Below are 24,236 nucleotides of genomic sequence, written 5' to 3' on the forward strand. Positions count from 1 at the left end.
CCACGCCCGGCTCGCCGCCGCGCTTGCTCAGCCGGCGCGAGGTCCACAGCACCGCCACGACGATCCCGATGAGGATCATGATCGCGTAGGTCTGGATGCGCCAGTGCCACCCGAACAGATCGATCGGGATGTTCTGCCATTCGGGCCCCGGGCTCGGGATGCTGGCGTACCAGCTGCTCATCGTCGCAAACACCCGAAGACTCACCTTTCGATTCGGATCAGGCCGCCGCGGATCGCCGCGCAGCCTCCATAGTCTAAGACGACGGCGCTACCGCGCCGCGCCACCCGCCAGTTCGGCCGCCGTGCGGGCGACCGCCTCGACCCCGCCGTCGGCGAGGGCCTTGACCAGGGCGGAGCCGACGATCGCGCCGTCGGCGTACTCGAGCACCTCGCGCACCTGGGCGCCGGTGGAGATGCCGACGCCCACGCATGCACTCGTCGCGCCGGCCTCGCGGAGGCGGCCGATGAGGGTGCGGGCGGCGGCGTCCACGTCGGAGCGCGCACCGGTGATGCCCATCGTCGAGACGGCGTAGACGAAGCCGCGGCTCGCCTCCACGGTGCGGCGGAGGCGCTCGTCGGTCGACGTCGGCGCGGCGAGGAACACGCGGTCCAGTCCGGCCCGGTCGGAGGCGGCGAGCCAGTCGGCGCCCTCGTCCGGGATCAGATCGGGCGTGATGAGTCCCGCACCGCCCGCGGCCGCGAGGTCGTCGGCGAAGCGGTCGACGCCGTACTGCAGCACGGGGTTCCAGTAGGTCATCACGAGCACGGGGATGTCCGCGCGCTTCGTGATCTCGCGCACCGCGGTGAAGCCGTCGCGCAGGCGGAAGCCGCCCGCGAGCGCCTGCTGGGTCGCGGCCTGGATGACGGTGCCGTCCATGACGGGGTCGGAGTACGGCAGGCCGAGCTCGATGACGTCGACGCCGTTCTCGGCGAGGGCCACGGCGGCCTCGATGCTCGTCTCGAGATCGGGGAACCCGGCGGGCAGGTAGCCGATGAGCGCGCCGCCGGCCTCCCGGTTGCGCTGGGCGATGGTGTCGGCGACCCGGCTCACGACTGCACGGCTCCTTCGTCGATCAGGCCGAAGTAGCGTCCGGCGGTCTCCATGTCCTTGTCGCCGCGGCCGCTGAGGTTGACGAGCACGATGCCGTCGGGGCCGAGCTCGCGCCCGAGCACCAGCGCGCCCGCGAGGGCGTGCGACGACTCGATCGCCGGGATGATGCCCTCGGTCAGGCTGAGCAGGCGCAGCGCCTCCATCGCGTCCGCGTCCGACACGGGCCGGTACTCGGCGCGGCCGATCGAGGACAGCCACGAGTGCTCGGGGCCGACACCCGGGTAGTCGAGCCCGGCGGAGATCGAGTGCGACTCGATGGTCTGGCCGTCCTCGTCCTGGAGCAGGAGGCTGCGCGCGCCGTGCAGGACGCCCGGGCGGCCCTTCGTGATGGTGGCGGCGTGGCGGGGCGTCTCGGCGCCCTCTCCCCCGGCCTCGAAGCCGACGAGACGCACGTCCTCGTCGTCGAGGAACGCGTGGAAGATGCCGATGGCGTTGGAGCCGCCGCCGACGCACGCGGCGACGGCGTCGGGCAGACGGCCGGTGAGGGCGAGCACCTGCTCGCGCGCCTCCTCGCCGATGATCTTCTGGAGGTCGCGGACCATGGCCGGGAACGGGTGCGGCCCGGCGACCGTGCCGAAGATGTAGTTGGTGGTCTCCACGTTGGTGACCCAGTCGCGCATCGCGTCGTTGATCGCGTCCTTGAGGGTGCGCGAGCCGGTCTTGACGGCGATGACCTCGGCGCCGAGGAGGCGCATGCGGGCGACGTTGAGCGCCTGGCGCTCCGTGTCGACCTCGCCCATGTAGACGGTGCACTCGAGGCCGAACAGCGCGGCCGCGGTGGCCGTGGCGACCCCGTGCTGGCCGGCGCCGGTCTCCGCGATGACCCGCTTCTTGCCGATGCGCTTGGTCAGGATGGCCTGGCCGAGCACGTTGTTGATCTTGTGCGACCCGGTGTGGTTGAGGTCCTCGCGCTTGAGGATGACGCGCGCGCCGCCCGCGTGCTCGGCGAACCGGGGCACCTCGGTGATGATCGACGGGCGCCCGGTGTACGACCGGTGCAGCTCGTCCAGCTCGGCATGGAACGCGGGATCGGCCTTGGCCTCCTCCCACGCCGCGGACAGCTCGTCCAGCGCGGCGACGAGCGATTCGGGCACGAAGCGGCCGCCGAAGTCGCCGAAGTAGGGACCGGTCTCGGAACGGAGGGACATCAGACTCCCAGGAACTCGCCGAGCGTGGCGACGGGGTCGCTCGTGACGAGCGCCTCGCCGACGAGCACGACGTCCGCGCCCGCCGCCCGGTAGTGCGCCACGTCGGCCGCCGAGAGGACGGCGGACTCCGCGACGCGGATGGTGCTGGACGGGTACCGGTCGGCCAGGCGGCCGAACAGATCGCGATCCAGCTCGAACGTGGAGAGGTTGCGGGCGTTGACGCCCACGAGCTTCGCGCCGGTGTCGAACGCCCGGCTCAGCTCGTCCTCGGTGTGCGCCTCGACGAGCGGGGTCATGCCCAGCTCGACGATCAGGTCGTGCAGCGAGACCAGGGTCTGCTGGTCGAGCGCGGCGACGATGAGGAGCACGAGGTCGGCGCCCGCGGCGCGCGCCTCGAAGATCTGGTACGGCTCGGCGACGAACTCCTTGCGGAGCACGGGGATCGAGACCGCGGCGCGCACCGACTCCAGGTCGGCGAGCGAGCCGCGGAAACGGCGCTCCTCGGTCAGGACGCTGATCGCGCTGGCGCCGCCGCTCTCGTACGCGGCGGCCAGGGCGGCCGGATCCGGGATGTCGGCGAGGGCGCCGCGCGACGGGCTCGCCCGCTTGACCTCCGCGATGACCTTGATGCGGTCCGCGGGGGCGAGGGCGGAGAGGGCGTCGAGTGCGGGGGCACGATCGAGGGCTGCTGCCTCGACGACGGCGAGCGGACGCTCGGCGCGCCGCCGTTCAGCATCCTCGAGCGCGCCGGCGACGAGGTCGGCGAGCACGCGTCAGTGACCCTTCGGGGTGTACTTGGAGCCGCCGACTCCGTAGCCCGCGCGCTTCATGATCCAGCCGACGATGAGACCCACGATGGCCAGACCGGCCGCCGCCCAGACGATGACCGGCGCATCGAAGAAGAACGCCACAGCGCCGATGGCGAAGGCGACCAGCATGATGATCACGGCCGTCCACGCCGCCGGCGAATGACCGTGGCCTGGCTCGACTGACTCGGTGCTCATGGGACTCCTGCACGTCGGGTGCGCGCCGACGGCACGCACGGGAATGGGAACGGATCAAGTCTAGTGGCTCAGCGCGTGGGATCGTCGCCGCGGCTCAGCTCGTCCCAGCTGTCGATCGCGGTGTCCCGATCGAGCGTCGCGGGCTCCGCGGCGGTCTCGCCCTCGGCCACCGCGCGCGCCTCCTCGTCGTCCGATTCGGGCGTGTCGGCGATTCCGAGCGCGGCGGCGGCGTCACGGCCGTCCGCCCCGGCGAACCGCGTCTGGTACTTGCGGGACGAACCCGGCCAGAGCCGGGAGAAGACGATGACGGCCGCGTTCGCGAGCACGATCAGCGCGCCGCCGACCACGGCGAGCCACGGCCAGAACTGCACGTCGACCGCGTCGACCAGGCGCCGGATGGAGGCTTCGCCCGCGACCCCGGTCGCCGTGGTGATGACCGAGGAGGAGGCGCGCAGCGCATCCGCCAGGGCGCTGCCGGCGGAGATCAGCACCGAGACGCCCAGCAGCATGCCCAGCAGCGCGAGCACGATGCGGAAGATCGGGCCGGCGATCGCCAGCGCCGCGGTCAGCGCCAGGCCCGCGAGGGCGAGGGCCGTCAGCGCCGGAGCGGCGGTCGAGCCGGGCACACCCAGGATGCCGACGTGACTCCCGACATCCGTGAGGTGCACGCTGAACCAGGTCTGCGTCGCCGACAGGAGGGTCAGTCCGCTGCCGACCACGAGGGCGAGCAGCGCGACGTACTTGGAGCGGCGGTTCACCGGGCGGGAGGCCTTCTGCTCCGTCGCCGTGTCGTCCGGGTTCTCGGCCGTCATCGCGATCAGCGCCCGCCGTCAGCGGCGCCGGTCACCCGGCGCATGGCGTTCGCCACGGCGACCGCGCGCAGCGGCGCGGCGGCCTTGTTCTGCGACTCCTGGAACTCGCTGCGCGGGACAGAGTCGGCGACCAGTCCGCCTCCCGCCTGCACCCGCGCGACGCCGTCCATGATGGTGGCGGTGCGGATGGCGATGGCGAGATCGGCGTCGCCTGCGAAGTCGAAGTAGCCGATCACTCCCCCGTACACGCCGCGCTGAGCCGGCTCGAGCTCGTCGATGATCCGCAGCGCCATCGGCTTCGGCGCACCCGACAGGGTCCCCGCGGGGAACGTCGCGCGGAACACGTCGATCGCAGAGGCGTCGGGCAGGAGGTCGCCCTCCACCGACGAGACGATGTGCATGATGTGGCTGAACCGCTCGATCCGCATGAACTCCGTCACCTCGACGGACCCGGCGGCGCAGACCTTCAGCAGGTCGTTGCGGGCGAGGTCGACCAGCATGAGGTGCTCGGCGCGCTCCTTGTCGTCGGCGAGGAGGGAGGTCTCCAGGTCGAGGTCCTCCTCCGGCGTCGCGCCGCGTGGGCGCGAACCCGCGATCGGGTGGGTGAACGCGCGCCCCTCCTGCACCTTCACGAGCGCCTCGGGCGACGAGCCGACGATCTGGTAGGCGCCGCCGTCGGGACGCTCCAGGGACAGCAGGTACATGTAGGGGCTCGGGTTGAGCGCCCGCAGCACGCGGTAGACGTCGAGCGAGGAGGCGGTGCACTCCAGCTCGAAACGCTGCGAGATGACGACCTGGAAGATGTCGCCCGCGACGATGCGCTCCTTGGCGACCTCCACCGACGCCAGGAAGTCCTCTTCGCGCGTGCGGGACCCCGGGTGGGCCGGGGTGTCGAGGTCGACCTCCGCCAACCACGCCTCCGACGGCTGCGCCAGCTCGCGCTGCATGCGGTCGAGACGGGCCTGGGCGTCGGCCCACAGGGCGTCGGCGGATTCCGCGCCGTCGGCGAGGGCGTTGGCGATCAGCTTGACCGTGCCGGAGCGGTGGTCGATCACGGCGAGGTCGGCCGCGAAGGCGAGCGCCTGCCCCGGCATGTCGTAGTCGGCCGGCGGCTGGTCGGGCAGCCGCTCGATCTGGCGGATGGCCTCCCAGCCGATGAAGCCGACCAGTCCGCCGGTCAGCGGCGGCAGGCCCGGGATGCGCGGCGTCTGCCACCGCTCGTGCAGCGCGGCGAGAGCGGCGAGCGGACGCAGGGCGGTCTCCCCGCCGAGAGCGCGCTCGGCGGACACGCCGTAGTCAAGCCAGCGCACATCGTCGCCCTGCTGGGTGAGCACGCCGAACGAGGCGGCGCCGACGAAGGAGAAGCGGGACCAGATCCCGCCCTGCTCGGCCGACTCCAGGAGGAACGTGCCCGGGCGTCCGGCGGCGAGCTTGCGGTAGATGCCGACCGGGGTCTCGCCGTCGGCGAACAGCTCGCGCACGACGGGCACGACGCGGTGGCTGTCGACCAGCGCGTCGAAGTCGTCGCGCGTGGTGGTGGAGGCGGCGGTCGTCGCGATCACAGGTCGGACCTCATCTCGTCGGAGTCGGCGGCGCCGTCCCCGACCACGGGGTCGAGCTGGTCCGCGTCGAAGCAGGTGCGGGTGCCGGTGTGGCAGGCGGCGCCGATCTGGTCGACGGTCACCAGGAGGGTGTCGCCGTCGCAGTCGAGCGCGGCGGACTTCACGAACTGCACGTGGCCGGACGTGTCGCCCTTGCGCCAGTACTCCTGCCGGGAGCGCGACCAGAAGGTCACCCGCCCCTCCGTCATCGTGCGCCGGAACGCCTCGGCGTCCATCCAGCCCATCATGAGCACCTCGCGGGTGTCCCACTGCTGGATGATCGCCGGGACGAGCCCGGTCTCGGTGAAGCGGATGCGATCGAGCACCGCGCGCTGGTCGTCGCTCATGAGCGGACCTCCCGTCCTGCCTGTGCCAGGGCCTCCTTGACGTCGCCGATCGTCAGCTCGCCGGAGTGGAAAACGCTCGCGGCGAGGACGGCGTCGGCGCCGGCCTCGATCGCGGGCGCGAAATCGGCGACGGCGCCCGCGCCGCCCGATGCGATGACGGGCACGCTGCTGATCGCCCGCATCTCCCGGATGAGCTCCAGGTCGAAGCCTTCCTTGGTGCCGTCGGCGTCGATCGAGTTGACCAGCAGTTCGCCCGCGCCCAGCTCGATCGCCCGTCGCGCCCAGTCGAGCGCGTCGAGCTCGGTCTCGGTGCGGCCGCCGTGGGTCGTCACGACGAAGCCCGACGGCGTCGCCGCGGACCGCTTGACGTCGAGCGAGAGCACCAGCACCTGCGCGCCGAACCGGTCCGCGATCTCCGCGATCAGCTCGGGGCGCGCGATCGCGGCCGAGTTGACGCCGATCTTGTCCGCGCCGCTGCCGAGCAGCCGTGCGACGTCCTCCGCGCTGCGCACGCCGCCGCCGACGGTGAGCGGGATGAAGACCTGCTCGGCCGTCGCCTGCACGACGTCGTAGGTGGTGGAGCGGTCGTCGACCGTCGCCGTCACGTCGAGGAAGGTGAGCTCGTCGGCCCCCTGCTCGAAGTACTTGCGCGCCAGCTCGACCGGGTCGCCCTGATCGCGGAGGTTCTGGAAATTCACCCCCTTGACGACGCGGCCGGCGGCCACGTCGAGGCACGGGATGACGCGGACCGCGACGGACATCAGATCCGCGCCGCGTGGATGGAGGTGACCAGGATGGCCCGCGCGCCCAGCTCGTAGAGGTCGTCCATGACGCGGTTGGTCTGGTCCTGCTTGATCATGACGCGCACGGCCACCCAGTCGGGCTCGCCCAGGGGCGACACCGTCGGGGACTCGACGCCCGGGGTCAGGGCGACGGCGCGGTCGAGCAGAACCGCGGGCAGGTTGTAGTCGACGAGGACGTACTGGCGCGCGACCATGACGCCCTGCAGCCGGCGCAGCAGCGTGTCGACGCCCGCGGCGCGCGTGGGCGACGAGATGAGCACCGCCTCGGACTCGAGGATGACCGGGCCGAAGATCTCCAGCCCCTGCTTGCGCAGCGTGGAGCCGGTCTCGACCACGTCGGCGACCGCGTCGGCGACGCCCAGCCGCACCGCGGACTCCACGGCGCCGTCGAGCTTGATGAGGGCGGCATCCACCCCGCGCTCGGCGAGGAAGGCGCCCACCAGGCCCGGGTAGCTCGTCGCGACCCGCTTGCCCTGGAGGTCGGCCAGGTCGGTGAAGCCGTTCGCCGGGGCGGCGAAGCGGAAGGTGGAGGCGGCGAAGTCGAGGGAGGCGATCTCGCTCGCGGGCGACCCCGAGTCGAGCAGGAGGTCTCGGCCGGTGATGCCGACGTCGAGCGCGCCGGAGCCGACGTAGGTGGCGATGTCGCGCGGGCGGAGGTAGAAGAACTCCACCCCGTTGCGCGCGTCCGTGACGATGAGCTCCTTGGGGTCGCGGCGGCCGACGTAGCCCGCCTCGTGGAGCATCTGCGCCGCGGTCTCGGAGAGGGAACCCTTGTTGGGGACGGCGATCTTCAGCATGTGCGATGTCTTTCCTGGTGCGACGGGTGCGGGATGCGCCTCACGGCGCGTTCGAGGGCAGCGTCACAGATGTCGGTAGACGTCGGCCGGCGTCAGGCCTTTGGCCAGCAGGAGCACCTGGAGGTGGTAGAGCAGCTGGGAGATCTCCTCGGCCGTCTCTTCGTCGGACTGGTACTCCGCGGCCATCCAGACCTCGGCGGCCTCCTCCACGATCTTTTTTCCGATGGCGTGCACGCCCGCATCCAGCTCGCGCACCGTCCCGGATCCCTCCGGACGGGTCGCGGCCTTCTCGCTGAGCTCGGCGAAGAGGTCGTCGAAGGTTTTCACCATTACAGCGTAGCGGTCGCGGGGACCCCTGTGCGCCGCCGTCAGTGGGAGTGCGCGGCGACGGCCGCCCGCAGGCCGGCGATCTGCTCGGCCGGCTCGCCGCGGAACACGCTGGATCCGGCGACGAAGGTGTCCGCACCGTTCTCCGCGGCGGTCACGATGGTCTCGGCGGTCACTCCCCCGTCGACCTGCAGCCAGACATCGAGGCCGCGCGCCTCGACCGCCTCGCGCAGCGCGCGCAGCTTCGGCATCGTCTCCGGCATGAACGACTGGCCGCCGAATCCCGGCTCGACCGTCATGACGAGCACCTGGTCGAACTCCGGCAGGAGGTCCAGATACGGGGCGGCGTCGGTGCCCGGCTTGAGGGCGATGCCCGCGCGGGCGCCGATCGCGCGCAGCCGTCGGGCCAGCGCGACCGGATCGGCCGCGGCCTCGGCGTGGAACGTGACCGAGTAGGCGCCCAGCTCCGCGTACCCCGGCGCCCAGCGGTCGGGGTCGTCGATCATCAGGTGCACGTCGAGCGGGATGGCGCTCACGGCCTGGATGCGCTCCACCATCTGCGGGCCGAACGTGAGGTTCGGCACGAAGTGGTTGTCCATGACGTCGACGTGGACCAGATCCGCCGTGGCGATCCGGTCGAGGTCGCGCTCCAGATTGACGAAATCGGCGGCGAGGATGCTCGGGTTGATGCGGGCCATACGTCCAGCCTATCGAGCGGGCGCACACCCTTTCGCGAGACGTGAGCAGTCGTGGGTGCGGAGAGCCACGCACCCACGACTACTCACCTCTCGCGGCGCTCAGCGCTTGGCGAGCAGGGCGATGAACATGGCGTCGGTGAGCTGCCGGTGCGGCCAGAGCTGCACGACCTCCGGATCGCCCGCCAGGTCGAGGGGCGCTTCCGCCAGTCCCTGCACGACCTCGGCGGTGCCGACGGCCTCCAGCTCGGGATGCCGGTCCAGCGCGCCGGCGACGATGCTCCGGGTCTCGGCGATGTGCGGCGAGCACGTCACGTACGCGAGGAGCCCGCCGGGCGCCAGCGCGCCGACCGCCGAGTCGATCAGCCGGTTCTGCAGCGCGCTCAGCTCGGCGACGTCCTTGGGCTCCTTGCGCCAGCGGGCCTCGGGCCGCCTGCGCAGCGCTCCCAGGCCGGTGCACGGCGCGTCGAGCAGGATGCGGTCGAACGCCTCCGGATGCTCGTCGCCGAACGTCGTGCCGTCCTCCTCCCACACCGGTACCTCCAGCGGCACCGCGGCGAGGGCCTTGCGCACCAGCTCGGCGCGCGCGGGCACGAGCTCGTTCGCGACCAGCTCGGCGCCGCCGGCGAGGGCCTCGGCCGCGAGCAGGGCGGCCTTGCCTCCCGGGCCGGCGCAGAGGTCGAGCCAGCGCTCCCCCGGCCGCACCGGGCGCGCCCGGGTGAGCGCCAGGGCGGCGAGCTGCGAGCCCTCGTCCTGCACGCGGAGGCGCCCCTTCGACGATTCCACGAGACCCAGCGGGTCGCCGCCGTCGCCGGTGAAGCCGACGGGCGAGTAGCGGTCGGGACGCGCGCCGGACGGTGCCTCGGCCAGCCCCGGGAGGGCGACGAGGTTCACGCGCGGGGCGGCGTTGTCCGCCTCCAGCAGCGCCTCCAGCTCGTCCCCGCGCCCCTCGGCGGCCAGCGACCGCCGGAACGCCCGGATCACCCAGGTGGGGTGCGACGTGAGCGCGGCGAGCCGGTCGTCCTCGTTCCTGGCCTCTGCGGCGACGCGCTCGCGCCACTCCTCGGGCGTGTGCCGGCCGATCTCGCGCAGGACGCCGTTCGCGAAGCCGGTCGCGGACCGGCTGCCGACCAGCCGAGCCTGGGCGACGGACTCGTTGACCGCCGCGTGCGAGGGGATGCGGGTCGAGAGCAGCTGGTGCGCTCCGAGCCGCAGCACATCGAGGATCGGCGGGTCGATGCGGTCGACGGGACGACCGGCGGCATCCGCGATCACGCGGTCGTAGTAGCCCTGCATGCGCAGGGTCCCGTAGGTCAGCTCGGTCGCGAGGGCGGCGTCGGCGGGCGACAGCCGGGCCCGGGCCAGACGCGTGGGGAGCAGGAGGTTGGCGTACGCGTCGGAATCGCTCACCGCCGCGATCACGTCGAGGGCGACCCGGCGAGCGGGCTGCACCGCCGGCTCGGCCGGACGGCTGTCGCGGGGGCGATCGCCACGGGGCCGGTCGCCACGCGGGCGGTCACCGCGCTGGCGGTCGTCACGGCCACGGTCGTCACGGGGGCGACGGTCGGTCATGAGAGCACCGCCGTTCCGCCGGCGCCGCGCCACCAGTCGGCGGCTGCCATGGCGCGCTTGCCCGCGGGCTGCACGGCGACGAGTTCGAGGGGGGAGGTCGCCGTGCCGACCAGCACGCGCTTGTCATGCAGTTCCACGCGGCCGGCCTCGAGGGGTGCGGCGTCGAGGGCGGGACGGGCCTCGGCGATCTTGAACCGCTCGCCGTCCAGCAGGGCGAACGCGCCCGGCTCCGGAGTGACCCCCCGCAGCCGCGCGTAGACCTCCGGCGCCGGCTGCCCGAAGTCGAGGTGGGCGTCGGCGAGGGCGAGCTTCGGGGCGAGCGTCGGCTCGCCCCGCTGCGGCTGCGCCACGGCCGTCCCCGCCTCGAGAGCGTCGACCGTGTCCGCGAGCAGGGCGGCTCCCGACACGGCCAGCGCGTCGAGCAGCTCTCCCGCGGTCTCGTCGGCCCCGATCGGGCGGCGGAGCTCCGAGAAGACGTCGCCCGCGTCCAGTGCCGGGACGAGCTGGAAGACCGCGGCACCCGTCTCCGCGTCGCCCGCGATGACCGCGTGCTGCACCGGTGCGGCCCCGCGCCAGCGAGGGAGGAGCGAGAAGTGGAGGTTGATCCAGCCGAGGCGCGGCAGCGACAGCAGCGGCTCCCGCACCAGGCCGCCGTACGCGACGATCACCCCGAGGTCGGGGGCGAGTGCGGCCACCTGCTCCGTCACCTCCTCCCCCAGACGGTTCGCCTTGATGACGGGGAGGCCGAGGTCGGCCGCCGCGGTGGCGACCGGCGACGGCGTCAGGACGCGCTTGCGGCCGAGCGGGGCGTCCTCCCGTGTGATCACGGAGAGGATGTCGTGCCGTTCGGCGAGGGCGTGGAGGGACGGGAGGGCGACGGCGGGTGTGCCGGCGAAGACGAGGCGCATGCGAAGGTTCTTCCGGAGGGTGTGGAGCGGGTGGGACCGCGGTCGAGTCTACCCGCGGCCGCTAGAGGATCTCGGGGTCGTCGAAGCGCACCCGGAGAGCCGGCGCCGGACGGAAGCCGCCGCGCCCGGCCGGGGCTTTGCGCCGTTTGGTGGCGTTGCGCACGACCGCCGCGCGCACGGCTGCGGCGACCTCCGCCCCCCGCGCGTACTCGAAGCGCAGGATGCCGCGGACCAGCCGGTCGTCGACGGGCGCCGGTCCGAGCACGTCGATCAGGAGGCCCGGGTCGACCGCGCCGATCACACCCTGGACGGCCTCCTCCGTACCGGTGACGGAGGCGAGCCGGACCGCGGGCGGGAAGCGCAGCTCACGACGGTCGGTGAGCTCGGCCCGCGCGAAGTCCACCATCCGTCCGGTCGCGAAGGCGCGGGCGAGCGGCCCCGACACCCCGACCAGGATCGTGGGCGCTCCGGGCGCGGCGAGCGTGGCCGCGCTCGCCCACCAGCGCAGGCAGTCCTCCGCGACATGGAGGGTCTCCCGCGCGAGCATCCGCTCCCCGTCGAGGAGCAGCACGGCCTGGAACCCGCCCTCGGCGATGGGCTCGGCGCCCCGGGTCGCGACGACGAGCGCGGGAGCCGAGCCGACGCGCTGCACGGGGTGGTCGCCGTCTGCCAGGATCACCCGCGTGCCGGGAAAGGCACGGCCCAGCTCCTCGGCCGTGCGCCCGGAGCCGAGGCTGACCATCCGGAACCGCCGGCCCTCGCACCGCTCGCACGTCCAGTCGGTCGCGAGCGCTCCGCACCAGCCGCACGACGGCGTCGCACCGGAACGCGTCTGGCCCAGCGGTCCCTCGCACCGGTTGCAGCGCGCGGCCTGGCCGCAGCTCACGCACGCCAGCTGGGGGACGTAGCCGGGCCGCGCCACCTGCACGAGCACCGGCCCCTTCGGCCGGCCGCTGTCGCCGCTCAGCGCGTCCCGCGCCGCACGCCAGGCGATCGACGGGATGCGGGCGGCGCGCGCCGCGTCCTCGGTGGCCTGCTGGTTGGCGGTGAGAACGACCTTCGGCGTGACGATGCGCTCGGGACCGACGTCGCGGAGCCAGCCGAGCTCCACCAGGCGCTGCGCCTCGGCGCTGCGGACCAGGCCGGAGATCACGAGCGCGCACCCTGTGAGCTCCTGGCGCACCAGGGCGGCGTCGCGCGTGTGCACGTACGGGCTCAGCGGTTCGGCGTGCAGCGGGTCGCTGTCCTCCCAGACGGCGATCATCCCGAGGCGCTCCGCCGGCGCGTAGACGACGGAGCGGTTGCCGATCACGATCCGGGGACCGCTCAGGGCCGCGAGGAAGGCCCGATAGCGGTCGGCGTTCGCCTGGGACGCGTCGGCCCGCACGACGGCCTCCGCCGGGGCGACGGCCGCGAGGGCGACGGCGAGCTGATCGAGGTCGCGGTGGTCGGGCACGGCCACGATCGCCGTGCGGCCGCCCGCCCAGCAGGAGGCCGCGAGTGCGGCCAGGGTGATGGCCCACTCGCCCACCCACGTGCCGTCCGGGAGCGGGCTGAGACGGGGAATGGCCTGCACCGCCATCCGCTCGTTGCGCGCGACGGCCGCTTCGAGCGTCCCGTCGCCGTACCCTCTGACCCCGAACGCCGGTGGGGTCGGCGAGGGCGACCGCTCCTCCTCCGGCAGCGCGAGCCAGGCCTTCTCGGCGCGCACCATCCGCGACGGCACGGCGAGGCGCAGGATGTCGCTCGCCGTCCCCGCGCTCCGATCGGCGAGCTTGCGGGCGAGCGTCCACACCCCGGGCGTCAGAACGGGCACGGGCGACACGACGGCGTCGATCGGGCTCAGCGAGCCGTCGTAGCCCTCGCCGGGATCGGCGAGCTCGACGAGGTAGCCGTCGGCGATCCGGCCCGCCGTCCGCAGCGGGACGCGCACGCGCACCCCGGGCACCGCCTCGGCGGCGAGCTCCTCGGGGACGGCGTAGTCGAAGAAGTGATCCAGCTGCGGGAGCGGCGAGTCGAGGACGACGCGGGCGACCCGGCCGGCCGCCGCCACCGTTACAGCCCCGCGGCCGACCGCAGGTCGTCGACGCGGTCGAGCCGCTCCCAGGTGAACTCCGGGAGCTCCCGGCCGAAGTGGCCGTACGTGGCGGTGCGGGCGTAGATCGGCCGCAGCAGGTCGAGGTCGCGGATGATCGCGGCCGGGCGCAGGTCGAAGACGTCGCGGATGGCGGCGATGATCCGCTCGTCGGGCACCGCGCCGGTGCCGAAGGTCTCGACGTACAGCCCGACCGGCGCGGCCTTGCCGATCGCGTACGCGACCTGCAGTTCCAGTCGGTCGGCGAGACCGGCCGCCACGGCGTTCTTGGCGACCCAGCGCATCGCGTACGCGGCGGAGCGGTCCACCTTCGACGGGTCCTTGCCGGAGAACGCGCCGCCGCCGTGCCGGCTCGCGCCGCCGTAGGTGTCGACGATGATCTTGCGGCCCGTGAGGCCGGCGTCGCCCTTGGGGCCGCCGATCTCGAACCGTCCGGTGGGGTTGATGAGCGTGCGGATGTGCGAGGTCTCGAGCCCGGCGTCGTGCAGCACCGGCGCGATGACCTCCTCGATCACCTCGGCCTGGAGGCGCTCGTTCGTCACCGACGGCGCGTGCTGGGTCGAGAGCACGACGGTCTGGACCGACTTCGGGACGATGCCCTCGTAGCCGACCGTCACCTGCGTCTTGCCGTCCGGGCGGAGGTAGTCCAGCGTCCCGTCCTTGCGGACGGCGGCCAGACGCTCCGACAGGCGGTGCGCGAGCCAGATCGGGAGGGGCATGTACTGCGGGGTCTCGGTCGTCGCGTAGCCGAACATGATGCCCTGGTCGCCCGCGCCCTGCCGATCGAGGTCGTCCTCGCTCTGCTCGGAGCGCGTCTCGAGCGCGTTGTCGACGCCTTGCGCGATGTCGGGCGACTGGGCGCCGATGGAGACGGACACGCCGCACTGGGTCCCGTCGAAGCTGACGTCGGACGAGTCGTACCCGATCTCGACGAGCTTCTCGCGCACGAGCGCGGGGATCTCGACGTAGCCACGGGTCGACACTTCACCGGCGACGTGGACGAGTCCCGTGGTGACGAGGGTCTCGACGGCGACGCGACTGTGCGGGTCGACCGTCAGGAGCGCGTCGAGGATGCTGTCCGAGATCTGGTCGCAGATCTTGTCCGGGTGTCCCTCGGTGACCGACTCGGACGTGAAAAGGCGCAGATCTGCCATTGTTCTCCTTGGGTCCAGCGAGGTGTCGCGACGGGCGTCAGGCGATGACGTCGAGGATACGATCGGCCACCGACAGCTTGGTGCCCGAGGCCTCCATCACTATATCTCCGCCCTTCCGCAGGACGACGACCTCATTGCTCTCCGTTGCGAAGCCCTGGGTCCAGCCGACCTGGTTCAGGACGAGGAAGTCGCAGCCCTTCGCGGCGAGCTTGCCGCGGCCGAGCTCGATCAGGGCGGACGGGTCGGGCTCGGTCTCGGCCGCGAAGCCGACCAGCACCTGCCCGTCGCGCTTGTCGTGCGCGAGTCCGGCGAGGATGTCGGGGTTGGCGACGAGCTCGAGGGTGAGGGTCTCCCCCGCCTCGGACTTCTTGATCTTGGCGTCGCGCGTCTCGGCGGGCCGGTAGTCGGCCACGGCCGCGGTCATCACGACGATGTCGGCGGAGCGCGCCGCCTCAGCGACGGCGCTCTGCAGCTCGAGGGCGGTCTGCACCTCGACGAGTTCGACGCCCTCGGGAGGATCGACCTCGAGGTGCGCGGCCACCAGCACGACCTCGGCGCCACGAGCCAGCGCCGCGCTCGCGAGGGCGACGCCCTGGCGGCCGCTCGAGCGGTTGCCGAGGAAGCGGACGGGGTCGAGGGGCTCGCGGGTGCCGCCGGCGCTGATGACGACACGGCGCCCGGCGAGGTCGACGCCGCCGCGCGGCAGGCGCGCCGCTTCGTTCGCGCGACGGCGCTCCGAGAGCACCACCACGTCGGCGACGGGCTCCGGGGCGGGAGTCGCGGCCGGGCGGGGCGAGACGCCCGCAGCGCGCAACGCGGCACGGGCGATGACCTCGGGCTCCTCCATGCGGCCGGGGCCCGAGTCGGCGCCGGTGAGCTGGCCGCTCGCCGGGCCGACGATGTGGACGCCGCGGCCGCGGAGCGTCGCGATGTTCGCGACGGTCGCGGCGTTGCGCCACATCTCGGTGTGCATCGCCGGGGCGATGACGAGCGGGGCGGTGGAGGCGAGGACGGTGTTGCCGAGGAGGTCGTCGGCGATGCCCGCCGCCAGCTTCGCGATCGTGTTCGCGGTGGCGGGGGCGATGACGATGAGGTCGGCGGACTGCCCGAGGGCGACGTGCCGCACCTCGGCGACGCCCTCGTAGAGGTCCGTCGCGACGGGGTTGCGGCTGATCGCCTCGAGCGTCGGGCGGCCGACGAACCGCAGTGCGGCCTCCGTCGCGACGACGTGCACCGAGTGCCCGTCGAGCACGAGCGCCCGGATGACACCCACCGCTTTGTACGCGGCGATGCCCCCGGTCACTCCGACGACGATGGTCAAACGTGCGCTCACGGCGCCACCCCCCTCAACGGCAGAGTCCAGCTCGGGCCGGGCCGTGCCCGGCGGTGTCGTCGCTCGTTACTCGACGATCGGCTTCAGGACGAGCTTGTCCTCGTTGATCTCGTGCATCGCGACGGACAGCGGCTTGTCGTCGACCGAGGAGTCGACGAGCGGGCCGACGTTGTCGAACAGGCTGCCCTCGTGGAGGTCGGCGTAGTAGTCGTTGATCTGGCGGGCGCGCTTGGACGCGAAGATCACCAGGGCGTACTTCGACTCGACCTTGGCGAGCAGGTCGTCGATGGGCGGGTCGATGATGCCGTTGTTGCTGGTTGCCATGCGGAGGGACTCCTTCAGCTGTTCTGTGGAAAGACCGTGGCCGGCCTGGTCGTTCTGGGCGGCCGACGTGCGTCGGCCGGCGCCGGGTGCGGCGCGACGATGGCGGTCTACGGACGCGACGGCGCCGCGCGGACCTTCATCAAGTCTACGACCTCGCGGGCGGCCTCGGCGACGTCATGGTTCACGACGCGGTGGTCGAACTCGTCCTGGGCGGCCAGCTCGACCTTCGCGGTCTCGAGCCGGCGGGCCTGTTCGGCGGAGTCCTCGGTGCCCCGGCCGATGAGCCGGCGCACGAGTTCCTCCCAGGTGGGAGGCAGCAGGAAGATCAGTCGCGCCTCGGGCATGCTCTCCCGCACGCTCCGCGCGCCCTGCAGGTCGATCTCCAGCAGCACGCTCTTGCCGGCGTCGAGCGCCTTCTCGATCGGACCGCGCGGCGTGCCGTAGCGGTACGCGTTGTGGACCGTCGCGTACTCGAGCAGCTCACCTTCCTCGATCATCCGGTCGAACTCGGCGTCGTCGACGAAGTAGTAGTTCACGCCGTCGACCTCGCCGGGCCGCGGGGCCCGGGTGGTCGCCGAGACCGAGAGCAGGACGTCGGGGTAGTTCTCGCGGATGTACGTCGAGACGGTGCCCTTGCCGACCGCCGTCGGACCGGCGAGGACGACCAGCTGGTTGCGCTGGCGCCCGGCCTTGTTCTCGCGCTCGATGAGGAAGTCGCGCAGGCGCAGTCGCTGGTGGCGGCCGAGGCCGCCCAGCCGCTTGGCCGGCGAGATGCCGAGGGCGGTGAGCGCCTCGTTCATCTTCGTCGTGCCGATGGCGGGGACGCTGAGCAGGAACTCCGTGACCCGGAGCCGCCCCTCCACGCCGTCGGGATTCGCGGTGGCGTGGTCGAGCACGGTGAGCGGCGACACCTCGCGGGAGGCGATCGACTTCTTCACCGCGGCCCGGGCGCGGCGGGCGGCGACGGCGGCCTCGGAGGCGGCGCGGCGGTCGACGTCGGGCGGGGCGGGACGACGGGAGGCGGTCTCAGCCATGGCTGACGCGCACCTCCTCCGCGCGGCGCGCGACGGCGTCGGCGAGGCCGTCCGCACCGGCGCTCAGCAGGCCGCGGGACTCGCTCACGATGACGCCGGGAGCCAGCGTGCCGAACAGACGCGGAGCGTCCTCGACGCGCGCGCCCTGGTGGCCGAAGCCCGGGGCGAGGACGGGGAACGCCGGCGTGACCGGGGCGCCGTCCGTGTCGATGCCGTACGCGGCGAGGTCGACGGTCGCGCCGAGCACCAGCCCGACGGTGCCGAAGGCGTGCGCCGGCTGCTGCTGGTTGAACTCGTGCACGTCTTCGATGATCGCACGCGCGACGGTCATCCCGGCACGCGGACCCGAGGCGACGACCGCCTGCTGCACGACGGCGGCCTCCGGGTTGGAGGTCGCGGCGAGGACGAAGAGCCCCTTGCCGTGCTCCTCGGCGAGGCGCATCGGCTCGGCGATCGACCCCACGCCCTGGAACGCGGAGACCGTCAGGGCGTCCGCTTCCAGCGGCGACCCCGGCGTGAGCCAGGACTCCGCGTAGGCGGTGACGCTGGTGCCGATGTCGCCGCGCTTCGCGTCCGCGATGACCAGGAGGCCCGCGGCGCGCGCGGCGGCGATGACCTCCTCCAGCGCGACGTAGCCCGCCGCGCCGAACCGCTCGAAGAACGCCACCTGCGGCTTGACCAGTCCCGCCCGGCCGGCCGCGGCCTCCACTGCGATCAGGCCGAACTCGCGCACGCCCGCCGCCGAGGCGGGGAGGCCCCAGTCGGCGAGCAGGTGCGCGTGGGGGTCGATGCCGACGCACAGCCGGCCGCGTTCGGCGAACGCCTGCGCGAGGCGGTCGCCGAACGCTGCGCCGACAGCGGTCATGCGCGCGACGCCCGCTGCAGCGCGTACTCCTGCAGCGAGGTCACCTCGAAGCCCTCGCGCACGGCGTCGAGGGAGGCGACGGCGGCGCTCAGCTCGGCGATCGTGGTGAACAGCGGCTTGTCCCCCGCCACCGCGGCCGCGCGGATCTCGTACCCGTCGGCGCGCGAGGTGCCGCCGCTCGGGGTGTTGATCACGACATCCACCGCGCTGCGGGTGATCAGGTCGACGATCGAGTCGTCCGGCGACTCGCTGTACTTGCGGACGACGCGGGCCTCGATCCCGTTGCGGTTGAGCACCTCCGCGGTGCCCTCCGTGGCCAGGATCTCGTAGCCGAGCTGCTTGAGCCGCAGCACGGGCAGCACGATGGCGCGCTTGTCGCGGTCCGAGACGGAGACGAAGACCGTCCCGGTGAGCGGCATGCCGCCGTAGGCCGCGGCCTGGCTCTTCGCGAACGCGGTCGGGAAGTCCTTGTCGATGCCCATGACCTCGCCGGTCGAGCGCATCTCCGGCCCCAGCACGGAGTCGACGATCTTTCCGTCGCGGGTGCGGAAGCGCTTGAACGGCAGCACCGCCTCCTTGACCGCCACCGGCGAGTCCATCGGGATGACCGAGCCGTCCTGCTCCGGGAGCATGCCCTCCGCGATCAGGCCGTCGACGGTGTCGCCGACCATGATCCGGGAGGCCGCCTTGGCCAGCGGGATGCCCAGCGCCTTCGAGACGAACGGGACCGTGCGCGACGCGCGGGGGTTGGCCTCCAGCACGTAGAGCACCCCGGCGCCGATCGCGAACTGCACGTTGAGCAGGCCGCGCACGCCGATGCCCTCGGCGATCTTGAGGGTCGCCTCGCGCACGCGGTCGATCTCGCGGCGGCCGAGCGTGATCGGCGGGAGGGTGCAGCTCGAGTCGCCGGAGTGGATGCCGGCCTCCTCGATGTGCTCCATCACGCCGCCGATGTAGAGCCGCTCGCCGTCGAAGAGCGCGTCGACGTCGATCTCGATCGCGTCGTCGAGGAAGCGGTCAACCAGCAGCGGGTGCGACGGTCCGACGATGCCCTGGCCCGCGACGCGCTCGAAGTAGTCCGCGAGCGACGCGGTGTCGTAGACGATCTCCATGCCGCGGCCGCCGAGCACGAAGCTCGGGCGCACCAGCACCGGGTAGCCGATCTGCTCCGCCGCCTGGGCCGCGCTCGGGAAGTCGATCGCGGTGCCGTTGCGCGGGGCCAGCAGGCCGGCGTTGTCGAGGATCTCGGCGAACAGGCCGCGCTCCTCCGCCAGGTCGATCGCCTCGGGCGTGGTGCCGAGGATCGGCACGCCGGCCGCCTCGAGCCCCTTCGCCAGGCCGAGGGCCGTCTGGCCGCCGAGCTGCACGACAACGCCGACGAGCTCGCCGGACTGCGACTCCGCGTGGATGACCTCCAGCACGTCCTCGAGCGTCAGCGGCTCGAAGTACAGGCGGTCGCTGGTGTCGTAGTCGGTCGAGACCGTCTCCGGGTTGCAGTTGATCATGATCGTCTCGAACCCGGCGTCGTGCAGCGCGAACGACGCGTGCACGCAGGAGTAGTCGAACTCGACGCCCTGCCCGATGCGGTTCGGGCCGGAGCCCAGGATGACGACCTTGCGCCGATCGCTCGGTGCGACCTCCGTCTCCAGGTCGTAGCTGGAGTAGTGGTACGGCGTGAGCGCGGGGAACTCGCCCGCGCAGGTGTCGACCGTCTTGTAGACCGGGCGGACGCCGAGGATGTGGCGCACCTCCCGCACGTCGGCCTCGCCGAAGCCGCGGAGCTCGCCGATCTGAGCGTCGGAGAAACCGTGGTCCTTCGCGTAGCGGAGCGTGTCGGTGTCGAGGGTGTCCGCGTCGCGGATCTGCTCGGCGACCTCGTTGATCAGCACGATCTGGTCGATGAACCAGGGGTCGATCTTGGTCGACTCGAAGACCTGCTCGGGCGTCGCGCCGAGGCGGAGCGCCTGCTGCACGTCGACGATGCGGCCATCGGTGGGCGTCCGGATGGACTCCAGCAGCTCCTCGACGGTGCGCGTCTGCGTGCCCCAGTGGAACGACGAGCCGCGCTTCTCGAGCGAGCGGAGCGCCTTCTGCAGCGCCGAGGAGAAGCTGCGGCCGATGGCCATCGCCTCGCCGACCGACTTCATGGTCGTGGTGAGCGTCGGGTCGGCGGCCGGGAACTTCTCGAACGCGAAGCGCGGGACCTTGACCACGACGTAGTCGAGGGTCGGCTCGAAGCTCGCCGGGGTGACGCCGGTGATGTCGTTCGGGATCTCGTCCAGGCGGTAGCCGATGGCCAGCTTCGCCGCGATCTTCGCGATCGGGAAGCCGGTCGCCTTCGACGCCAGCGCGGACGAGCGCGAGACACGCGGGTTCATCTCGATGACGATGATGCGCCCGTTCTCCGGGTTCACCGCGAACTGGATGTTGCAGCCGCCGGTGTCGACGCCCACCGCGCGGATGATGTCGATGCCGATGTCACGCAGCTTCTGGTACTCGCGGTCGGTGAGGGTGAGCGCCGGCGCGACCGTGATCGAGTCGCCGGTGTGCACGCCGACCGGGTCGACGTTCTCGATCGAGCAGACGACCACCGTGTTGTCGGAGGTGTCGCGCATGAGCTCGAGCTCGTACTCCTTCCAGCCGAGGATCGACTCCTCGAGGAGCACCTCGCTGGTGGGGCTCTGGTGGATGCCGTCGCCGACGATGCGGCGCAGCTCCTCCGGCGTGTAGGCGAAGCCCGAACCGAGGCCGCCCATGGTGAACGACGGGCGGACGACGAGCGGGTAGCCGAGGTCCTCGGCGTACTCGAGCGCCTCCTCCACGGTGTGGGCGATGTGCGAGCGGGCCACCTCGGCGCCGGCCTCGATGACCAGCTCCTTGAAGATCTGGCGGTCCTCGCCCTTCTGGATCGCCTCGAACTTCGCGCCGATGAGCTCGACGCCGTACTTCTCGAGGATGCCGTGCTCGTGCAGCTGCATGGCCGCGTTGAGCGCGGTCTGGCCGCCGAGGGTCGGCAGGATGGCGTCCGGCTTCTCCTTGGCGATGATGGTCTCGATGACCTGCCAGGTGATCGGCTCCACGTAGGTGGCGTCCGCGAAGTCGGGGTCGGTCATGATCGTGGCCGGGTTCGAGTTCACCAGGATGACGCGGACGCCCTCCTGCTTGAGCACGCGGCACGCCTGGGTGCCGGAGTAGTCGAACTCGCAGGCCTGGCCGATGACGATCGGGCCGGAGCCGATGACCAGGACGGATGAGATGTCGGTGCGCTTCGGCATCAGGCGCCGGCCTCCTTGGTGGGCTCAGCGTCCGCGGTCTCGCGACCGGTGATCATGCTGAGGAAGCGGTCGAAGAGGTAGTTGGCGTCGTGCGGGCCCGCCGCCGCCTCCGGGTGGTACTGCACGCTGAACGCGTTCAGGTCGAGGCAGTTGAGCCCCTCCACCACGTTGTCGTTGAGGCTGAAGTGGCTCACCTCGACGCGGCCGAAGCCGGCCGGGGAGTCGAACTCCGCGTCGATCGGCGCCTGCACGGCGAAGCCGTGGTTCTGCGCGGTGATCTCGACCCGGCCCGTGCGCTTGTCGAGCACCGGCTGGTTGATGCCGCGGTGGCCGAACGGCAGCTTGTAGGTCGAGAGCCCGAGCGCACGGCCGAGCAGCTGGTTGCCGAAGCAGATGCCGAAGTACGGCAGCCCGGCGCGCAGCGTCTCCTGCAGGAGCGCGACGTGGCGGTCCGAGGCCTGCGGGTCGCCGGGGCCGTTCGAGAAGAACAGGGCGGAGACGCCGAGGTCGAGCACATCCTGCGCCGACACCTGCTGCGGGAGCACGTGCACGTCGAGGCCGCGACCGGCGAGGTTCTCGAGGGTCGACTTCTTCACGCCGAGGTCGAGCACCGCGACCGAGCCGACCTTCTCGCCGACGGCGGGGAGGGTGTACGGCTCGACGGTCGAGACCTCGGCGGAGAGGTTGCGGCCGCTCATCGCGGCGGCGTTGCGCACCAGCTCCAGCTGCTCGCTGTCGGAGAGCTCGGAGTCCGCGCCCGAGAAGATCCCGGCGCGCATGGCGCCTGCGGAGCGGATGTGCCGGGTCACCGCGCGGGTGTCGATGCCGCTGATGCCGACGACGCCCTGGGCGACCAGGTCGTCGTCGAGGCTGCGCTGCGCGCGGAAGTTGGACACGACCCGGCTGGGCTCGCGCACGACGTAGCCGGCGACCCAGATCTGGCGGGACTCCATGTCCTCGTCGTTGGTGCCGGTGTTGCCGATGTGCGGGGCCGTCATGAGGACGATCTGACCCGCGTACGACGGGTCGGTGAGCGTCTCCTGGTAGCCGGTCATGCCGGTCGAGAAGACCGCCTCGCCGAGCGTCCGCCCGATGGCGCCGTAGGCCTTGCCCACGTAGCGCTTCCCGTCTTCGAGGACGAGGACTGCTTGATTCGCCGCCACGTCACACCTCCTGATCTTCCGGGCCCTCGGGGCCCGTCGTGCTCCCCGACGACGTCGCGCCGGGGAGGATGTCCTGAATGGCCGCGGTCACCGTGTCGCGGCCGGCCGGGTCGACGACCCGGAAGTAGCTGTCGGCGGGAACCCCGCCGCTGGTGGTCCAGCCGAACCGGAGCAGTCCATCCCGCTCCACCACCCGGTCGATGGTGAAGGTGGCCGCGCCGACGCCGGTGAGCGTCGAGGCGGGGACGAAGACGGGCTGCTCGCCGGCGACCCGGATCGAGATCCCCTCGGGCGAGACGCTGAGCGAACCCTTCCCGCGGTAGGTCAGACCCGGCAGGACGAGCCGCTCGAGCTGCTCCCCCGCCTTGGTGGTCGCGACGTAGAGCACATCGGCAGCGGCGGTCGGTGCGCCGAGCTGGGCGGGGGCCGGGTGGCCGCCGCCCGCGGGCACGTCGCGCCGCACGCGTCGTCGCCAGCCCCAGAAGGCCAGCAGCAGGATGAGGACGAGGACGATCGCGACGCCCAGGGTCGGCAGGAACTTATCCACGGGCGGCCTCCAGATCGACGACCGTGCCGTCGAGCACGGTCGCGTAGCCCCGGTGGAACGTCGCGACGACGCGCCCCGGGAGGGTCATCGACAGGTAGGGCGAGTTGACGCCCTTCCCGGCGAGGTCACCGGTCGCGAACGAGCGCGACGCGGTGGGGTCGTAGAGGAGCAGCTCGGCGGGCGCTCCGGCCTCGATCGGCGTCCCGTGGCCGGCGAGCCGGCCGATCCGCGCGGGCGTCGACGACAGCACGCGGGCGACGTCGGCCCAGTCCAGGAGGCCGTTGCCGACCACCGACGCGTGCACAACCGAGAGGGCGGACTCCAGCCCGACCATCCCGAACGCGGCCGCGTCCCACTCGCAGTCCTTCGACTCCACGGGGTGCGGGGCGTGGTCCGTCGCGACGATGTCGATGGTGCCGTCCGCGAGTCCGGCGCGCAGCGCCTCCACGTCCTCCGCGCGGCGCAGCGGCGGGTTCACCTTGTAGCGCGCGTCGTAGCCGGCCGCCAGCTCCTCGGTCAGGAGGAGGTGGTGCGGCGTGACCTCGGCCGTCACGTCGATGCCGCGGGCCTTGGCCCAGCGGATGACGTCGACCGACCCGGCGGTCGAGACGTGGCAGACGTGCAGCCGCGAGCCGACGTGCTCGGCCAGGAGCACGTCCCGGGCGATGATCGACTCCTCGGCGACCGCCGGCCAGCCCGCGAGTCCGAGCTCGCCCGAGAGGGCGCCCTCGTTCATCTGGGCGCCGACGGTGAGCCGGGGCTCCTGCGCGTGCTGGGCGATGACGCCGTCGAATGCCTTGACATACTCGAGGGCCCGGCGCATCAGCAGCGGGTCGGAGACGCATTTGCCGTCGTCGGAGAAGACGCGGACCCGGGCGCGGGAGTCGGCCATCGCGCCCAGCTCGGCCAGGCGCTCGCCCTCCAGTCCCACGGTCACGGCGCCGATCGGGCGCACGGTCGCGTACCCGGCGGACTCCCCCAGGCTCAGCACCTGCTCGACGACACCCGCGGTGTCGGCCACCGGGGAGGTGTTCGCCATCGCGAAGACCGCGGTGAAGCCTCCCGCCGCGGCGGCGCGCGTCCCGGTCAGCACCGTCTCGCTCTGCTCGTAGCCGGGCTCGCGCAGGTGGGTGTGCAGGTCGACGAGGCCCGGCAGCGCCAGGAGCCCGTCGGCGTCGATCCGCGACGCGCCCGCGGCGGAGAGGCCGGAGCCCACCTCCGCGATGCGGCCGTCGTCGATCAGGAGGTCGGCACGCGTGCCGTCGGCGAGCGTCGCGCCCGCGATCACATACTTCTCGGCCAGTTTCTCGTCCATCGTCGT

Annotated in this window: 24 protein-coding genes and 1 pseudogene; all 25 read right to left on the minus strand. The window is 72.5% G+C overall.

What is annotated here, in order from left to right; all coding sequences use genetic code 11:
- Positions 1-181 (minus strand): annotated as a pseudogene (locus tag BGO91_RS07415) (prolipoprotein diacylglyceryl transferase); the annotation flags it as partial.
- An 87-nt stretch (positions 182-268) separates the two neighbouring features.
- A complete protein-coding gene (gene trpA, locus BGO91_RS07420) occupies positions 269-1,051 on the minus strand; it encodes a tryptophan synthase subunit alpha (RefSeq protein ID WP_290472155.1) in 783 nt (260 codons plus the stop codon).
- On the minus strand, positions 1,048-2,259 hold the full coding sequence (trpB, locus tag BGO91_RS07425; protein ID WP_290472156.1) for a tryptophan synthase subunit beta: 1,212 nt from the start codon (positions 2,257-2,259) through the stop codon (positions 1,048-1,050). The genes trpA and trpB overlap by 4 nt, the downstream gene beginning before the upstream one ends.
- Positions 2,259-3,029, minus strand: a complete 771-nt coding sequence (gene trpC / locus BGO91_RS07430; RefSeq protein ID WP_290472157.1) for an indole-3-glycerol phosphate synthase TrpC — start codon at positions 3,027-3,029, stop codon at positions 2,259-2,261. The genes trpB and trpC overlap by 1 nt, the downstream gene beginning before the upstream one ends.
- A 3-nt stretch (positions 3,030-3,032) precedes the next feature.
- Positions 3,033-3,263 (minus strand): DUF6704 family protein, encoded by a 231-nt coding sequence (locus BGO91_RS07435; protein ID WP_290472158.1) that lies wholly within the window; start codon positions 3,261-3,263, stop codon positions 3,033-3,035.
- A 68-nt stretch (positions 3,264-3,331) separates the two neighbouring features.
- On the minus strand, positions 3,332-4,075 hold the full coding sequence (locus BGO91_RS07440) for a Trp biosynthesis-associated membrane protein (RefSeq protein WP_290472159.1): 744 nt from the start codon (positions 4,073-4,075) through the stop codon (positions 3,332-3,334).
- A 5-nt stretch (positions 4,076-4,080) separates the two neighbouring features.
- Positions 4,081-5,634 (minus strand): anthranilate synthase component I, encoded by a 1,554-nt coding sequence (locus BGO91_RS07445; protein ID WP_290472438.1) that lies wholly within the window; start codon positions 5,632-5,634, stop codon positions 4,081-4,083.
- Positions 5,634-6,023, minus strand: coding sequence for a phosphoribosyl-AMP cyclohydrolase (gene hisI, locus BGO91_RS07450; protein WP_290472160.1), 390 nt, complete (start codon positions 6,021-6,023; stop codon positions 5,634-5,636). Before hisI ends, BGO91_RS07445 begins: the two co-directional genes overlap by 1 nt.
- The gene (gene hisF, locus BGO91_RS07455) at positions 6,020-6,784 is read right to left on the minus strand and encodes an imidazole glycerol phosphate synthase subunit HisF (RefSeq protein ID WP_179702026.1); all 765 of its coding nucleotides are present in this window, start codon (positions 6,782-6,784) and stop codon (positions 6,020-6,022) included. Before hisF ends, hisI begins: the two co-directional genes overlap by 4 nt.
- Complete coding sequence (gene hisG / locus BGO91_RS07460) at positions 6,784-7,623, minus strand: ATP phosphoribosyltransferase (RefSeq protein ID WP_179702025.1); 840 nt, start codon at positions 7,621-7,623, stop codon at positions 6,784-6,786. Before hisG ends, hisF begins: the two co-directional genes overlap by 1 nt.
- Positions 7,624-7,686: 63 nt before the next feature.
- Positions 7,687-7,950 carry a phosphoribosyl-ATP diphosphatase gene (locus BGO91_RS07465; protein ID WP_039921834.1) on the minus strand — a complete coding sequence of 88 codons (264 nt, stop codon included), beginning with the start codon at positions 7,948-7,950 and terminating at the stop codon, positions 7,687-7,689.
- 41 nt (positions 7,951-7,991) lie between these two features.
- Positions 7,992-8,648 carry a ribulose-phosphate 3-epimerase gene (gene rpe, locus BGO91_RS07470; RefSeq protein WP_290472161.1) on the minus strand — a complete coding sequence of 219 codons (657 nt, stop codon included), beginning with the start codon at positions 8,646-8,648 and terminating at the stop codon, positions 7,992-7,994.
- Positions 8,649-8,747: 99 nt separating this feature from the next.
- Positions 8,748-10,055 carry a transcription antitermination factor NusB gene (locus tag BGO91_RS07475; RefSeq protein WP_349864748.1) on the minus strand — a complete coding sequence of 436 codons (1,308 nt, stop codon included), beginning with the start codon at positions 10,053-10,055 and terminating at the stop codon, positions 8,748-8,750.
- A gap of 8 nt (positions 10,056-10,063) precedes the next feature.
- Complete coding sequence (locus tag BGO91_RS07480; RefSeq protein ID WP_290472163.1) at positions 10,064-10,198, minus strand: hypothetical protein; 135 nt, start codon at positions 10,196-10,198, stop codon at positions 10,064-10,066.
- A gap of 15 nt (positions 10,199-10,213) precedes the next feature.
- The gene (gene fmt, locus BGO91_RS07485) at positions 10,214-11,125 is read right to left on the minus strand and encodes a methionyl-tRNA formyltransferase (protein ID WP_290472164.1); all 912 of its coding nucleotides are present in this window, start codon (positions 11,123-11,125) and stop codon (positions 10,214-10,216) included.
- A 61-nt stretch (positions 11,126-11,186) separates the two neighbouring features.
- Complete coding sequence (locus BGO91_RS07490) at positions 11,187-13,178, minus strand: primosomal protein N' (RefSeq protein WP_290472165.1); 1,992 nt, start codon at positions 13,176-13,178, stop codon at positions 11,187-11,189.
- 2 nt (positions 13,179-13,180) lie between these two features.
- Positions 13,181-14,374 carry a methionine adenosyltransferase gene (gene metK, locus BGO91_RS07495; protein WP_290472166.1) on the minus strand — a complete coding sequence of 398 codons (1,194 nt, stop codon included), beginning with the start codon at positions 14,372-14,374 and terminating at the stop codon, positions 13,181-13,183.
- A gap of 37 nt (positions 14,375-14,411) precedes the next feature.
- Positions 14,412-15,695, minus strand: coding sequence for a bifunctional phosphopantothenoylcysteine decarboxylase/phosphopantothenate synthase (locus BGO91_RS07500; protein WP_290472439.1), 1,284 nt, complete (start codon positions 15,693-15,695; stop codon positions 14,412-14,414).
- A gap of 78 nt (positions 15,696-15,773) precedes the next feature.
- Positions 15,774-16,031 carry a DNA-directed RNA polymerase subunit omega gene (rpoZ, locus tag BGO91_RS07505; protein ID WP_021757903.1) on the minus strand — a complete coding sequence of 86 codons (258 nt, stop codon included), beginning with the start codon at positions 16,029-16,031 and terminating at the stop codon, positions 15,774-15,776.
- A gap of 107 nt (positions 16,032-16,138) precedes the next feature.
- Positions 16,139-17,065, minus strand: a complete 927-nt coding sequence (gene gmk, locus BGO91_RS07510) for a guanylate kinase (RefSeq protein WP_290472167.1) — start codon at positions 17,063-17,065, stop codon at positions 16,139-16,141.
- Positions 17,058-17,930 carry an orotidine-5'-phosphate decarboxylase gene (gene pyrF / locus BGO91_RS07515; protein WP_290472168.1) on the minus strand — a complete coding sequence of 291 codons (873 nt, stop codon included), beginning with the start codon at positions 17,928-17,930 and terminating at the stop codon, positions 17,058-17,060. The genes gmk and pyrF overlap by 8 nt, the downstream gene beginning before the upstream one ends.
- A complete protein-coding gene (carB, locus tag BGO91_RS07520; protein WP_290472169.1) occupies positions 17,927-21,205 on the minus strand; it encodes a carbamoyl-phosphate synthase large subunit in 3,279 nt (1,092 codons plus the stop codon). The genes pyrF and carB overlap by 4 nt, the downstream gene beginning before the upstream one ends.
- Positions 21,205-22,368, minus strand: coding sequence for a glutamine-hydrolyzing carbamoyl-phosphate synthase small subunit (gene carA / locus BGO91_RS07525; RefSeq protein WP_290472170.1), 1,164 nt, complete (start codon positions 22,366-22,368; stop codon positions 21,205-21,207). The genes carB and carA overlap by 1 nt, the downstream gene beginning before the upstream one ends.
- A 1-nt stretch (position 22,369) precedes the next feature.
- On the minus strand, positions 22,370-22,915 hold the full coding sequence (locus BGO91_RS07530) for a hypothetical protein (protein WP_290472171.1): 546 nt from the start codon (positions 22,913-22,915) through the stop codon (positions 22,370-22,372).
- Positions 22,908-24,230, minus strand: coding sequence for a dihydroorotase (locus BGO91_RS07535; RefSeq protein ID WP_290472172.1), 1,323 nt, complete (start codon positions 24,228-24,230; stop codon positions 22,908-22,910). The genes BGO91_RS07530 and BGO91_RS07535 overlap by 8 nt, the downstream gene beginning before the upstream one ends.
- Positions 24,231-24,236: the final 6 nt, after the last annotated feature.

Origin of the sequence: Leifsonia sp. 71-9 (genome assembly GCF_001898805.1) — a bacterium.
Lineage (GTDB): Bacteria > Actinomycetota > Actinomycetes > Actinomycetales > Microbacteriaceae > Leifsonia.

Coding starts and splice junctions, on each gene's coding strand:
- hisF (WP_179702026.1), bottom strand. CDS start 6,784: ATGTCCGTCGCGGTCCGCGTCATCCCGTGCCTCGACGTGGCCGCCGGC.
- pyrF (WP_290472168.1), bottom strand. CDS start 17,930: ATGACCGCTGTCGGCGCAGCGTTCGGCGACCGCCTCGCGCAGGCGTTC.
- hisG (WP_179702025.1), bottom strand. CDS start 7,623: ATGCTGAAGATCGCCGTCCCCAACAAGGGTTCCCTCTCCGAGACCGCG.
- gmk (WP_290472167.1), bottom strand. CDS start 17,065: ATGGCTGAGACCGCCTCCCGTCGTCCCGCCCCGCCCGACGTCGACCGC.
- trpB (WP_290472156.1), bottom strand. CDS start 2,259: ATGTCCCTCCGTTCCGAGACCGGTCCCTACTTCGGCGACTTCGGCGGC.
- fmt (WP_290472164.1), bottom strand. CDS start 11,125: ATGCGCCTCGTCTTCGCCGGCACACCCGCCGTCGCCCTCCCGTCCCTC.
- hisI (WP_290472160.1), bottom strand. CDS start 6,023: ATGAGCGACGACCAGCGCGCGGTGCTCGATCGCATCCGCTTCACCGAG.
- BGO91_RS07435 (WP_290472158.1), bottom strand. CDS start 3,263: ATGAGCACCGAGTCAGTCGAGCCAGGCCACGGTCATTCGCCGGCGGCG.
- carB (WP_290472169.1), bottom strand. CDS start 21,205: ATGCCGAAGCGCACCGACATCTCATCCGTCCTGGTCATCGGCTCCGGC.
- rpoZ (WP_021757903.1), bottom strand. CDS start 16,031: ATGGCAACCAGCAACAACGGCATCATCGACCCGCCCATCGACGACCTG.
- BGO91_RS07440 (WP_290472159.1), bottom strand. CDS start 4,075: ATGACGGCCGAGAACCCGGACGACACGGCGACGGAGCAGAAGGCCTCC.
- BGO91_RS07535 (WP_290472172.1), bottom strand. CDS start 24,230: ATGGACGAGAAACTGGCCGAGAAGTATGTGATCGCGGGCGCGACGCTC.
- metK (WP_290472166.1), bottom strand. CDS start 14,374: ATGGCAGATCTGCGCCTTTTCACGTCCGAGTCGGTCACCGAGGGACAC.
- rpe (WP_290472161.1), bottom strand. CDS start 8,648: ATGGCCCGCATCAACCCGAGCATCCTCGCCGCCGATTTCGTCAATCTG.